The organism is Schleiferilactobacillus harbinensis DSM 16991, assembly GCF_000425885.1.
Lineage (GTDB): Bacteria > Bacillota > Bacilli > Lactobacillales > Lactobacillaceae > Schleiferilactobacillus > Schleiferilactobacillus harbinensis.
This window is the reverse complement of the sequence record NZ_AUEH01000065.1, coordinates 1-12,458: the sequence shown is the minus strand read 5'-3', so window position 1 is coordinate 12,458 and position 12,458 is coordinate 1. Positions and strand designations below refer to the sequence as shown.

The following is a 12,458-nucleotide window of genomic DNA, read 5'->3' as shown; positions in this document are numbered from 1 at the left end:
GCAGGCGTTCTGTCACGAATAACAGCGGGTAAAGCAATGGTGCAATCTTCATGATAGAGGATTGCACCATTTTTGTCTTCACACCTATTTCAACGACCGCTTACTTTTGAACCAGCCGTAGCCAACCCACAGCGTTGCGTTGATCATCGCGACCAACGGCTGGATGGGGGAAACAGGATGACCAGAAAAGTTGCTGATGATTTGCGGAATGTAGGAGACGTACATCAGAATTGCGGTCAGTGTGGCCACCCGGCCAAGGATTTTGATGTGCCGGACGTGGACAGGGTCGACCGCATTTTTGCCGCTGGGATATTTTGAATTGTCAAATCGCACGATATCATAACCTCCAAGTTGTTTACTGAAATGTTTTTTCAATTAAAAAGACAGACGTTGCGGATGCTGTACCACCAACGATAATGAAGTGATACCCAACGATGACATTAATCTGGCGGTGACTAGTTACCAATTATGATAATCACATCAATTGTCATATCACACGCAACGTTATCTTAACAGTTTACCATACTGAGCAATTAATCCCACTGAAACCTGGTCTAAATCAGCCCAAAGGACCAGAGCCCGAGAAAAAAAGAACGATGATTATCTGGTTGTGCGCTATAATACGGGTGAGTTGAAACATGCACATGGGAGGAAATGCGATGGCAGCAGAAATGCATACAGAGCGTAAACTGGGACATATGTTGGCAGCGGATGAACGGCGTCTGTTAGGGACAAGCCGCATTATCGCAGAACGGCTATATCTTGTCACTCGGGATGCGGCTGGCGCGTTGTTGTCTATTCGGGGTGAGGCCGCTCCGGCGAAAGCCGCTCAACCGCGAGGCCATGCGACTGGGTCAAAGATTGAAATGACCGCGGCAAGTGCTGAGATCAAGCCAAAACCAACGGATCGATCACTGCGCTGAGGCCAAGAAAAACCGGCCAGCCCTGATATGTATGGGTTGGCCGGTTTTCTTTACTTGGCAGATTTTGCGGAGTCTTTCTTCTTAGTCAGCAATTGGATGATTTTTTTTGGAATGTTCTTCTTCTCTTGGGTGCCATGCACAATGTTCAAAATATCTGCCCAGAAGCGCCAAAGCATGATCAGCGTCAGCAACGCCAGCACGATCGTTGTCTCCAGCGGGAACACAAAAACACTGATGATGACATACACAGTTAGAATTGCGATACCGGCCAGACTCAGGTACTGACTGATCAGCAGGACGGCCAGTGCCCCCAGCAGCGCCATCACCCCCCAGAAGGGGTTATACAGGATAACCAGTACCACTGTGACGGCAACGCCCTTGCCGCCGCGGAAATGCTGCCAGAGGGGGAAGTTGTGGCCTAATGTAGCACCCACCGCGGCGTACAGGGTAGCAAAGTGTCCAATTTGGGGGAAGAAGAGGTTGGCCAGGACGACCGCCAGGATCGTTTTCGCCAGATCTCCGGCCAAGACGGCGACACCGGGCACAAAGCCCAGCTGAGCCATTACGTTGGCCATGCCCGGATTATGGGAACCAATCTCGGTGGGTGATTTGTGGGCGACGATGCGGGTAACCAGAAAGGCAGTTAAAAAGTTGCCCAGCGCATAACCGAGAACGATACTGCCGATTCGACCGATGATTTGCATATCCATTACAGCAGCGCTCCTTAATCGATCAGCTGATAGTGGCGCAACCCTTGAATGATCCCGCCAGCGGTATTCGTCCCGGTAATAAACTCCGCCCGGTCTTTCACCGGGGTAATGCCGTTACCCATGGCCACGGGGTGGTCGACATACTCCAACATGGGAATGTCGTTGGGGCCGTCGCCAAAGGCCCAGGAGGGTACGTTACCCAGATTCAGCAGCTTGATCACTCGTTCAATACCGTGCCGCTTCGATTCGTTCTTCTTCACTGTATCGATGGAGAAAGGGCCATTCCGATAGAAGGTCAAGGAACCGTTCAGCGGGAACGTATAACGGCCGTCATTGTGATCGGTGAGTACCAGCAGCATCAAGATGTCGTTGGTCTTGTAAAAATCCGGATCAACTTGCGGAATCGGGGTGTGGATAAATTCGTAAGCCCGGCGCATGTCCGGGGTGTCCAAGGTAGTCCGAATCTGGTCCGGGGTGTACATACTGATCGACTCGCCAAGGGAATTACCGATGCGGATCAGTTGGCCCACCGTGGGGGTGGGGATGACCCCTTTATAAATCGCTTCGCCGTTATGCTCGATGTAGGCGCCGTTTAAGGTGATGAACGTATCAATGCCCGTGACGCGCCGAGCTTCTTTAATTTCCAGCGGCGAGCGGCCGGTGGAAATAATCGGTAAATAGCCATTGGCCCGCAACTGGTGAATCGCCTGACCCGTGGCCGCATCCACCAGAGAGTGGCCATTGAGCAAAGTCCCGTCCAAATCAAAAAATACAACGCCTGAATACTGTGCCATGCTGATCCTCCTGAATTTTTAGTAACATTATACAGCGTAATCGTATCATCTTTGGCAATCCCTTGTAAATTCATGTAGAATTGGCGTGTAAGCCTATTGTGGAGGTGGTTTTAATGGTTTTTATCGTTGTCGGCGCCATTATTTTAGTGATCGGCCTGAAGTATTTAATTTGGCCGGCAAAGCATCCAGAAGAAGTGGTAGCCTATAAATCGTACTTGGCGTCCACCAGCCCAGCCGCCTTTGCTTATGCCCAGAAGGAAGCCCGCAATGTGCACCTGGTGCTCGGCGGAGGCACCGTCCTTCTTGGAATCTTCATACATTGGCTACATTGGGACAACTTTTTTATCATATGGTTATTTCTGAGCGTGCTGATCACCGTGAGCATTTTCGCTTACGTGGAAACGAAGCTGAAAAAATACTTAATCAAGCGGCATGAATTGCCCCGTGACTATGTGGACCCCGACGAGAATCTCGCCTACCGTCAACACCACCGGGTCAAAGGTCTGCGCGATCGATTGAAATGAAGGGGAACAAACACATGAAACTCTTAATGATTGAAGATAACAAGTCAGTATCGGAAATGATGTCCATGTTTTTCCAAAAAGAAGACTGGGATGTCACGTTTGCTTATGACGGCAATGAAGCTGTAGATAAATTCAAAGAAGATCCCACGGGCTGGGACATTATTACCTTAGACTTGAACTTGCCTGGGAAAGACGGGATGCAAGTGGCTAAGGAGATTCGCGAAGTATCGCAAACCGTGCCGATCATTATGTTAACGGCCCGGGATTCCGACAGTGATCAAGTGCTTGGACTTGAGATGGGTGCCGACGATTACGTGACGAAGCCGTTCAGCCCGATCACGCTGATTGCCCGGATCAAGGCCTTGCACCGCCGGGTAGAACTCGGTGAGGGCGAAGAACATGAAGAAAACGGCAATGGGGCCTATGACGTGACGACGGAGCACTTGCAACTATCGACCAAGACCCGGGAAGCTTTCTTAGACGGCAAGCAAATCGAGAATTTGACACCCAAGGAGTTTGACCTGTTGAAGACGCTAGCCCAAAAACCCAAGCAGGTCTTCAGCCGGGAACAATTGCTGGAGCTGGTTTGGGATTACGAGTATTACGGCGATGAACGGACCGTGGATGCGCATATCAAGAAATTGCGGCAGAAGATTGAAAAGGTCGGTCCCCAGGTGATCCAGACGGTCTGGGGTGTGGGCTACAAGTACGACGATACCGGCATCACGGCACCAAATGATGCAGATGAAAAAAGTGAGACTGAATGAAACTTATTTACCAGCTGATGATCAGCTTCTTTGCGGTCATCCTGACCGTGATCTTCATCGTCGGCGGGACCGTGTTAAATTACTATAGTTCGTATGTGTACACTAGCACCTACAATCAGCTGACCGGTTATGGTCAGAATGCGGAGAAGCTGGTGGCTCAAACCGTCACGAGCGGTCATTACGAAATCAATTCCGATACGATTCGTAAGATCGAAATGGTATTCTCCAATCAGAATGTCAACTTCGCGATTTATTCCCTGGCTGAGGGCGCGACCAACCAAAATTTGCGCGTCTACCCCACGGAACAAGAGGTCGGCCGGCGGCCCATGCCGGAGCACTTGAGCAAGAGTTATTGGGCGCGGCTGAAAAAAAGTGAATATATCAAGGATACGTCGAACGCGGGGAAGCTGCTGAGTGCGAATCAAATGCCCAAAGGAGCTCAGCCCCAGGCCTACGTGATCGTACCCTGGTTCTATCAGAATAAGATGTTCGCGGCCGTGGTGGTTAGTGCGCGGGTAGCAGATATTGACTCCAACATTGCTCAAATTGAGTCTAATCTCTTTGTTGCCTTGATTATCTCCCTGATCCTGGCGCTGATCCTATCCTATCTGCTGGCTCGGTATCAAGTGTCCCGGGTGAACCGCGTGCGGCATGCCGCCCATGAAGTGGCGGATGGCAACTTCGACATTGATTTACCCAGCAAGCACCGGGATGAAATTGACGATTTGGCCACAGACTTCAATATCATGGCGAAGTCGCTCCAGGATTCTCAGCAAGAGATTGAACGCCAGGAAGAACGGCGCAAGGAATTCATGGCCAATGCCGCCCACGAAATGCGGACGCCGCTGACGACGATCAACGGCCTGCTGGAAGGTTTGGCTTATGATGCCATTCCGGAAGAGTCCAAGGGGAAGAGCATCGAATTGATGCGAGGCGAAACGAAGCGGCTGATTCGGCTGGTGAACGAAAATCTGGATTATGAAAAAATCCGCACCGGTCAGATTCGCTTGTCTGAGCGGGAATTCGACGCCATGGGGCCGTTGCACAATATCGTCACCCAATTGACCAAGAAAGCGGCAGACGCCAAGGATAAATTGGTCTTGCAGGGCACATCGCCGGTGAGTGTTTACGCGGATTATGATCGGTTTGTCCAGATCATCTTCAACGTGGTGCAAAATGCGATCCAGTTTACCCAGAATGGCCAGATCACGATCAAAGCCGAGCGCGGCTTCCACGAAGCGGTCTTTACGATCAGCGACACCGGCATCGGCATGACGCCGGAACAAGTACGCAACATATGGGATCGCTATTACAAAGCGGATCCTTCCCGGAAAAACACCAAGTATGGTGAATCTGGGCTGGGTTTGTCCATTGTCCATTCGCTGGTCAAGCAGCATGGCGGAGACATCAAAGTTTCCAGTGAACTGCACCAAGGAACGACATTTAAAATTTCGTTCCCAGATAATACAGACGCACCAACGGCTGCAGAGAAGAAAACGAAATCCTAGCGGCAGTCCAAAGCCGGCCTTTCCCATGATGGGAGGGGCCGGCTTTGTTGGTCACTCATTAATTATTAAACGGTATAGCGTAACGGCTGATGATTAAAGTAAGCGACAATGTTATCCGCGATCAACCCGGCCATGGCGTCGCGGGCTTCAACGGTGGCGTTGCCGATGTGGGGGGTCAAGATAACGTTGGGCAGGGCCTTGAGGCCAGCCGTGACCTGGGGCTCGTGTTCATAAACATCTAAAGCAGCACCGCCCAGCTGCTTTTGCTGCAAAGCAGTCAGCAGAGCAGATTCGTCAACGACCGGCCCCCGGGCGACATTGATTAAGACACTGGTGGGTTTCATTTCTATCAGTTTCGCGGCGTTAATCAAATGATGCGTACCGGGCACCAGCGGTACGTGCAGGCTAACGAAATCACTGACCGCCAGCAAATCGTCCAGCGACGCATACTGGACATTCAAGCTGGCCTCATCGGCTGCACTTAGGGCGTGGCGCTGCCAGTACCGGACATGCATCCCCAAAGCATTCGCCTTGGCCGCCACGGATCGGCCGATAGCCCCCAACCCAACAATGCCTAAGGTCTTGCCGGCAATCTCATGGCCCAGGAAGAATAATGGTTCCCAGGCTTGGAAGCCAGCGCCGCGCATGAGCTGGTCTCCCTCGGGGATCCGCCGGCTCCAGGCCAGGATCAGCGCAATTGTTAATTCGGCGACGGCATTGGCGGAAACACCCGGAGTATTCACCACTTGAATCCCGCGTTGATGGGCCGCGTCCAAGGCTAAATTATCAACGCCGGCACCGTAATTGGCAATCAGCTTGAGCTTCGGCGCGGCAGCAATGATATCGGCAGTCACGGGGGTCGAGAGAGGCACCACCAGCACCTCCGCGTTCGCCGCACCGGCTTTCAACTCTGCCGGGGTGATCGGTGTATCGCTCTCGCGGATCGTCACATGGGCATCCAATTGCGCCAGCGGGGCCAATAAGCGTTGAGGCACCGGGGCAGCAATAAATATGTCAGACATGAAATCAAGACTCCTTTCCCCCTTATTATGCAAAGATTAGCCGCAGAACGCAAAAGACCCGACTTGCGCCGGGTCTGAAAAAAGCCATTATTGTTGGGTAAACAAGTCAGCCGAAAGCAGCCGTTCCGCTGGTTGGCCGTCCACCATCTCGTGATCGCTGGTCACCATGATCAAATGGCTGTCAGTCGCTTGCAGGACATTTTCCAAGAGATTGAAGAAAATCCGAAATGTGGCGATCCCTTGATTATCTAAGAAGTTCGTTGTAATGATGTAATGCCGTTTCAACAGCAGGAAGCGAAACAACTGCACATAGAAGCGCTCGGTTTCATTGAGTTGGCTAGCCGGCTTATCCAAAAAATCGTGAGTGTTGAGTTCAGTGTATTCATTATCAAACAGAAATTGCCGTAAGCGGACGATATCGTTTTTAGGCGAGTCAATCAAAATGTTATCCGCGACAGATAAAAAGGGAATAACCGATTGATCGCTGGGATCAACAAAGCCAACGTCGTCCAACCGGTGGAAACTGTGCCACAACTGTTGGTAAAGGTGGGCAGGGGAGCTTCCTGTCGGGGTAAGCACGAAGTAAGAACCAGCGGTGGGCAGGGCCTCCGCCCACCGGGGTGAAGTATTGGCTTTGCGCAATTGCATGACCTCCATTATAAAAGATTAGCGATACTGACGGCTTTGGCGGAAACGCCACCAGTGAATGCCCACCCAGGAACTGCCGATAATGGCAAGGATCACGATGGACAGGAAGGAGAAGAAGCTCTGACGGATACCGGAAGTAAAGATCTCGATCCGATTGACCGTGACCGTATTCCCCGCCAGCAATTCCTGCCAGTTAAAGAAGGTGAGCTGCTGGTGGAAAAGGCTTTTAATGAACGCCGTGGTTTGGGTGGTACTCAAGACATCCGGCAATTGCTGCAAGAAGATGTGCTGATTCACTTGCCGCAACCAGCCGGTACCGACAAAAGTCAGCACGATGCCTAGGACGAACACGATCACATAGGCGATGAAGAAAAGCAGACAATACTCCACGAACAATTGCAGAGAAATCCAGGAGACCGATTTACCCGTAGCTGAGTATGCCTTCAATTCACTTTGCCGATGATGCAGGGAAATGCTGTTGATGACCACGAGAAAGATGAAAATTGCCAAATACGTATAGGCAATATATGCGGCGTACTGGTTGAGTACCGTACCATGGGTCACTTGCATCGCCCGAATCGTCAACTGCAATTCACTCTGAATCGTTTTGGGAAATCCTTGAATGTTATTCATGAACCCCGTCGAAATGGTCGTTTCAATCTGACGCAGCATTTGCAGTGCCAGCACAATGATCATAAAAAACACCATACCCACCACAGTAATTATGGAATTACGGCGATGGTATTTGAGACTGGCAATCGCGCGATTAATAAACAGCATCCTTAACCCTCCAACAACTATTGTACTGGGTGAGTTTGAATTATTTGTGAAAATCCCTGCACAAAATGGCGATCACTTGGCCGTGCTGCTGTTTTGGCTGCTGCTGGTACTGCTGTCATCCGGCTGCAGCGTCTTTTCCCGCTTCAACTGATCCGCGGGCACAGTCGTGATCGCGTCCTGGTTATTCTGCAGTTCAGGCGCATCGGTTTGGTAGAGGCCAGTGGTGGTTTGATCATGATTTTCACTATACAAACTGGTGGATTTCTTACCCTTGTTGTCGCGCTCAGTCGTCACTTTTGACCACAGGGTACGATAGTCGAATTGCTTCGGGTCGACCGGCGTGAAGTCAGCAGGCGTGTAGAAACGCAGGAGGTTCTTGGAATTGAGCGAGTCAGACAGGGCAAGCGTGTTGTCCACCGTGGCCTGAAGCGTGTTGAAAGTCTCTTTTTGCGCGTCCGTTAAACCGTTCAAGGCCAAGCCGGTGTGGTTATCGTAGACTGTGCTGTCACCGCCTTTGCCGCCGACAAAGGTGTAATTCGGGGTAACAAAGTTGTTATTGCGGAAAATCACTGTCTGGTCGTGTTGCGGGGACATTAAGTCGGTACCGAACTGGACGTAGGATTGGGTGTTCACGCCCAACAGGTGGAGCAAAGTGGGCAAAACGTCAATTTCTCCGCCGTATTGGTGCTGCAGCCCACCCTTGAGGCCGGGCATGTGCAGCATGAAGGGCACTCGCTGCATCTGGGCATTATCAAAGGCGGTCCAATGGCTGGGATCCCGGCCCATCATTTTAGCCAGGGATAGATTATCCGTGTTCGACAGGCCATAGTGATCGCCGTAAATCATAACGAGTGTGTTGTTGTACAATCCGCTCTTCTTCAAGTAATCGAAAAATTCTTTGACGGCCTGGTCCAGATAATTCGCAGTTCGGAAATAGTTATCCACCAGGCTGTCGCCGGTGTCGCCCTTGGGGAAGGTACTGTCCGTGTTGGTCAGGGTGAACGGGAAGTGGTTGGTCACGGTGATGTACTTGGTATAAAACGGCTGCTGCAGTTGCTCCAGGTACTTGATGCTCTCAGCAAAGAGCAGCTTGTCCTTCAGCCCGTAGCCGATGGAATTATCCGCGGAGGTATCAAAGTATTTGCTGTCGAAGAAGTATTGGTAACCTAGATTTTTATAGACGCTGTCTCGATTCCAAAAACTGCCAACGTTGCCATGAAAGACAGCGGACGTATAGCCGTTAGTCTGCTGTAGGATGGCCGGAGCCGCTTGGAAGACGTTGTCGCTGCCCAAGGAGGTAAAGACGGAACCGTCGGAAATGCCGTAGACTGAGTTCTCTAACATGTTTTCAGCATCGCTGGTGCGGCCCAGGCCGACCTGATGATAGAAGTTATCGAAGGACAGGGTGTTGCTGTCGCGGTAGAGGCTGTTCAGAAAGGGGGTAACCTCTTTGCCGTCCACTTTGTAATTGATCAGAAATTGCTGGAAGGATTCCAGATGGATAATGATTACATTTTTATTCTTGGCCACCCCAAAGTATTGCGGATTTGGCGCCGCATAATGCTTTTGGGTATAGGCCAGCACATTCCCCAGGTCAGAGCCGTCAGCTTGGGAGCGCACCTGGTTATTTTGCGCGGATTTGGCGGCGTCATAGACCATAAAAGAGTCAATGCCCAGGTATTTCACAATATAAGTGCGGTCGAAAGTGCTGGATAACAGCCGGGGCCGGGAAATATCGGCCAGGGTCAGGTTGACCAGGAACAGAAAGAGCGCCCCCACCAGACACGCCCAGGCATTCACTGACGGATAGCGCTTGGGGTTCATGGGAATGGCCTTGCGCAGCAGCAAGAGCAGCAGGACGACGATATCCAGCCAATAGAGGACATCGTGGAGTGTCATCAGCTTCAAAGTGCTGGCGCCCAAGCCGGCACTAACCTTCCGCGCATTTAAGATTGTCGAAAGGGTCAAAAAGTCACTGAACTGCCGATAATAAATAATGTTACTATACAATAAAAGCGTGTTGACCACGTAGATGCCGAAGAGCACCCAATATGCCACTTTGGGATGGGGAATGAAGTAGCTCAAGCTGAAGAGAAACAGGGTCGTGGCCAACGGGTTAATGAGTAAGATGAATGCGTCGTACGGGTTATCCACTCCCAGGGAGAAGTCCACTGTGTAGGCTAACATTGATTTAGCCCAAAACAGGACCATGAGGAGGATGGTATACCGAGGACGCGTACCGACCCATTGCTGAATTTTGTGCATGACCGTGATCCTTTCTGTGTGTTCAATGCCAATATTGTACCGCGGAAGCCGAACAACACGCAATTCGCAGGGGAAGTGTAAGATAATCCTAAACGTGGGGAGCGAACTGCATGATTTTTCTTGGACCACTCTATGACTGGGTGGCACACACATACAGCGGCCGAATTAACCATTTTCCGCTGATTCGACTGACTTTTTATTCGTTGGACAAAACCATTCTGTATTTTCTGATTTTTTTAGGGCTGCGTCTCTGGTGGCGCCATCACCGCCATTACCGGGGCCAGTGGGGGAGAGAAATACTGGTCTGGCTGTTTGTCTTTTACTTAATGCTGGTCTTCGCCCTCACCGTTTTTCGCGGGACCTATTTTCCTTGGCAGCTGCAGTTTTACTGGCACCGGCCGCTGAGTGAAATCAACTGGCAGTTGTGGACCCAGACGGCCAAGCTGCAGCAAGGCCAATCCATTGTGGATTTCATTTACAATTTGTTCGGCAATATTGCCTGGTTCATTCCGTTTGGGCTGCTGTACCCGGTATTGCGCCAGCGGCGCATTGGCATGATTCAAACGGTGTTCACCGGAATGGCTGTATCAGTATGTATTGAGGCGCTTCAGTTTATTTTGTACACGGGGATCACCGATGTGGACGACGTGATGTTCAATACACTGGGCGCGCTGGTGGGCTACTTGGTGTACTGGGTGGCACACCGCTTGCTGCATCATCGGTAAATGTGCTGGAACAGCAAAAGGGACTGGGCCAAAACTCCCAATTCCGGCATTGAGACCGAAGCTCGTTTTCATCAATTTGAAGACGAGCTTCGGTCTTTTCATGCCGTCGCTGGTTGGTTTTCATACCGTTTTTGCAGGTACTTGGTGTACTTTCTGAGATCGTAGGCCAGAAGCACTAACCCGGTTTCTCGTCTCACGTGCGGCAGCCAGCGCACGTGGAAACGGCGAAAACCCAGCTCGCGTTTGATCACGCCAAAAGCAGATTCCACTTCGTCCTTGCGCTGCGCGTAGACGCCACGGCCAGGTTCAATGCCTAAGGCCAGCTGTTCTGCGGCCTTCTGCTTTTCCCAGGTGGCGTTGACCCCAATCTGACGCAACCGACCGGTTTGCGTGTGGGCATAGTAGTAGGCTTCCGGTGTTTCACCCGGCAGGGCCCGGTAGTAAGCAAAGTGTCTTGTATAGCCGGTCTGGTGGTCTGTCCGAGTCCCTAAACGCCAGAAGCAGAACTGAACATCATGGTTGTCAACGTAGTAATTACCTTGAGCGTTATAGTGCCAGTTCATGCACTTGCTGGGATCGCGCCGATATTTGCGGGTCTTTTCCTTTTCATACATGGTGTAGGGAATCAGCGGTACATGCTTCTGGGCGGCGATATAACCGTAATTCTGTTCACTGCCATAGCCGGCATCTGCGGCGATATAGTGCACGTGGGCAAAGATCCAGCGGGACTGCTTAAGAAACGGGATCAGCGTCTTTTGGTCGGTCGGCCGCTGGCAGACGTAGTCGGCTAAAATATACTGCTTATCCGTTGCAATCTGCACATTATACGCGGGTTTCAGTTGGCCGTTCTTCATGGGGTCCTCTTTGAGCCGCATGAAGGTCGCATCGCAATCGAACTTAGCCAGACTGTTGCGTTGTTCAAAGCCGCCGAAGTACTTGTCATACTGGCGTTTGCGCGGCAGATAATTAGTCTCAATGACGTGCAGATCATGTTTTAAGGCCCGGCGTCGGCGTTTGTTGGGCGAGCCGCCGCGACCGGTCTTTTCATGGGCAATCACTCGGTTCAGATGACAAATGGCATGGTGCAGCTGTTTAGCGGCGATAGCCAATGCTTTCGCCAAGTTTTCTTTGCCGGCCGGGGCATTGATCTGCACCAAGTGCAGACTCTTTAAGAATGCCTGACCATTGGCGACCAGCCGCTGGTTGCTCTTCGTCACGGTCTTGCGCCAAACAAACGAATATTTCTGGGGAACGGCTTCAATCTTAGTCCCATCAATGAAGACGGCCTGACGATCAATGATGTGCTGGTCCAATAGCAGCTGGTGAAACTTGTCCAGGGCATCGGCGATCAGCTGATCCATCGCCGGATCAACACGGAAACGATCCAAAACCCGATAGCTGGGGACCCGCTGGTCAGGACTGAGAAACCAGAGCAGACAAGGGGTCTCGGCGATCAGCTGATGAAGCTGACGACCAGTGACCGGCAGGTGTTTGGCATACGCATAAAGATAGATCTTCAAAAGGGCCGCCGTGGCGAAACGCGGGCGGCCGTATTTATGCTCATTAAGGGTCAGCAGGACATGCGGCATGGCTTCAACGAATTGGTCAATGACATCGGCGAGACTGTATGGAGCAACGGTAAATTTGAATATCAGTGAAACACGGCTTAATTTTCTGGTACACTTAAGTGGCATGGTACTATTTCGATCTCCTTTTTATTGGTTTGGTCACTGATTAGGGTAGCGCGAAAACGGTGCTGTGTTTAGTTCAGAAAAAGAGCTGGGGCAAGATT

12 protein-coding genes and 1 pseudogene are annotated in these 12,458 nt (G+C 51.3%); 5 read left to right on the top strand and 8 right to left on the bottom strand.

Annotation, left to right across the window (positions count from 1 at the left end):
- Positions 1–102: 102 nt before the first annotated feature.
- Positions 103–333 (bottom strand): annotated as a pseudogene (locus H627_RS18590) (SemiSWEET family transporter); the annotation flags it as partial.
- A 326-nt stretch (positions 334–659) separates the two neighbouring features.
- On the opposite strand from H627_RS18590, the gene H627_RS0114390 reads away from it, so the two are divergent.
- Positions 660–923: a hypothetical protein gene (locus H627_RS0114390; RefSeq protein ID WP_027829488.1), complete on the top strand. Its 264-nt coding sequence runs from the start codon at positions 660–662 to the stop codon at positions 921–923.
- A 50-nt stretch (positions 924–973) separates the two neighbouring features.
- Here H627_RS0114390 and H627_RS18585 read toward each other — a convergent pair whose 3' ends face one another.
- Both H627_RS18585 and H627_RS0114380 read right to left on the bottom strand, forming a co-directional pair.
- Complete coding sequence (locus H627_RS18585; protein WP_051225464.1) at positions 974–1,633, bottom strand: glycerol-3-phosphate acyltransferase; 660 nt, start codon at positions 1,631–1,633, stop codon at positions 974–976.
- A gap of 14 nt (positions 1,634–1,647) precedes the next feature.
- Complete coding sequence (locus H627_RS0114380) at positions 1,648–2,427, bottom strand: Cof-type HAD-IIB family hydrolase (RefSeq protein ID WP_027829487.1); 780 nt, start codon at positions 2,425–2,427, stop codon at positions 1,648–1,650.
- 113 nt (positions 2,428–2,540) lie between these two features.
- Between H627_RS0114380 and H627_RS0114375 the strand changes: the two genes are divergently transcribed.
- Genes H627_RS0114375 through H627_RS0114365 form a run of 3 tightly spaced genes read left to right on the top strand, consistent with a single transcriptional unit; the run spans position 2,541 to position 5,226 of the window.
- Complete coding sequence (locus tag H627_RS0114375) at positions 2,541–2,951, top strand: hypothetical protein (RefSeq protein ID WP_027829486.1); 411 nt, start codon at positions 2,541–2,543, stop codon at positions 2,949–2,951.
- A gap of 14 nt (positions 2,952–2,965) precedes the next feature.
- Positions 2,966–3,718, top strand: coding sequence for a winged helix-turn-helix domain-containing protein (locus H627_RS18580; protein WP_035441235.1), 753 nt, complete (start codon positions 2,966–2,968; stop codon positions 3,716–3,718).
- On the top strand, positions 3,715–5,226 hold the full coding sequence (locus tag H627_RS0114365; protein ID WP_027829485.1) for an ATP-binding protein: 1,512 nt from the start codon (positions 3,715–3,717) through the stop codon (positions 5,224–5,226). Before H627_RS18580 ends, H627_RS0114365 begins: the two co-directional genes overlap by 4 nt.
- A 65-nt stretch (positions 5,227–5,291) precedes the next feature.
- Here H627_RS0114365 and H627_RS0114360 read toward each other — a convergent pair whose 3' ends face one another.
- The 4 genes from H627_RS0114360 to H627_RS0114345 all read right to left on the bottom strand — a co-directional run bounded on the left by H627_RS0114360 (position 5,292) and on the right by H627_RS0114345 (position 9,941).
- The gene (locus H627_RS0114360; RefSeq protein WP_027829484.1) at positions 5,292–6,248 is read right to left on the bottom strand and encodes an NAD(P)-dependent oxidoreductase; all 957 of its coding nucleotides are present in this window, start codon (positions 6,246–6,248) and stop codon (positions 5,292–5,294) included.
- An 87-nt stretch (positions 6,249–6,335) separates the two neighbouring features.
- Positions 6,336–6,890, bottom strand: coding sequence for a hypothetical protein (locus H627_RS0114355; RefSeq protein ID WP_152260643.1), 555 nt, complete (start codon positions 6,888–6,890; stop codon positions 6,336–6,338).
- A gap of 24 nt (positions 6,891–6,914) precedes the next feature.
- Positions 6,915–7,676: an FtsX-like permease family protein gene (locus H627_RS0114350; RefSeq protein ID WP_027829482.1), complete on the bottom strand. Its 762-nt coding sequence runs from the start codon at positions 7,674–7,676 to the stop codon at positions 6,915–6,917.
- Positions 7,677–7,748: 72 nt separating this feature from the next.
- Complete coding sequence (locus H627_RS0114345; RefSeq protein WP_027829481.1) at positions 7,749–9,941, bottom strand: LTA synthase family protein; 2,193 nt, start codon at positions 9,939–9,941, stop codon at positions 7,749–7,751.
- A 110-nt stretch (positions 9,942–10,051) separates the two neighbouring features.
- Between H627_RS0114345 and H627_RS0114340 the strand changes: the two genes are divergently transcribed.
- A complete protein-coding gene (locus tag H627_RS0114340; protein ID WP_027829480.1) occupies positions 10,052–10,666 on the top strand; it encodes a VanZ family protein in 615 nt (204 codons plus the stop codon).
- A gap of 98 nt (positions 10,667–10,764) precedes the next feature.
- Here H627_RS0114340 and H627_RS18575 read toward each other — a convergent pair whose 3' ends face one another.
- Positions 10,765–12,360, bottom strand: a complete 1,596-nt coding sequence (locus tag H627_RS18575; RefSeq protein ID WP_027827239.1) for a transposase — start codon at positions 12,358–12,360, stop codon at positions 10,765–10,767.
- Positions 12,361–12,458 lie beyond the last annotated feature (98 nt).

Bases quoted from the DNA above. Each gene is read 5' to 3' on its own strand.
- H627_RS0114375 (WP_027829486.1), top strand. From the start codon at position 2,541: ATGGTTTTTATCGTTGTCGGCGCCATTATTTTAGTGATCGGCCTGAAG.
- H627_RS0114360 (WP_027829484.1), bottom strand. From the start codon at position 6,248: ATGTCTGACATATTTATTGCTGCCCCGGTGCCTCAACGCTTATTGGCC.
- H627_RS0114345 (WP_027829481.1), bottom strand. From the start codon at position 9,941: ATGCACAAAATTCAGCAATGGGTCGGTACGCGTCCTCGGTATACCATC.
- H627_RS0114365 (WP_027829485.1), top strand. From the start codon at position 3,715: ATGAAACTTATTTACCAGCTGATGATCAGCTTCTTTGCGGTCATCCTG.
- H627_RS0114390 (WP_027829488.1), top strand. From the start codon at position 660: ATGGCAGCAGAAATGCATACAGAGCGTAAACTGGGACATATGTTGGCA.
- H627_RS0114350 (WP_027829482.1), bottom strand. From the start codon at position 7,676: ATGCTGTTTATTAATCGCGCGATTGCCAGTCTCAAATACCATCGCCGT.
- H627_RS0114340 (WP_027829480.1), top strand. From the start codon at position 10,052: ATGATTTTTCTTGGACCACTCTATGACTGGGTGGCACACACATACAGC.
- H627_RS0114380 (WP_027829487.1), bottom strand. From the start codon at position 2,427: ATGGCACAGTATTCAGGCGTTGTATTTTTTGATTTGGACGGGACTTTG.
- H627_RS18585 (WP_051225464.1), bottom strand. From the start codon at position 1,633: ATGGATATGCAAATCATCGGTCGAATCGGCAGTATCGTTCTCGGTTAT.
- H627_RS18575 (WP_027827239.1), bottom strand. From the start codon at position 12,360: ATGCCACTTAAGTGTACCAGAAAATTAAGCCGTGTTTCACTGATATTC.
- H627_RS18580 (WP_035441235.1), top strand. From the start codon at position 2,966: ATGAAACTCTTAATGATTGAAGATAACAAGTCAGTATCGGAAATGATG.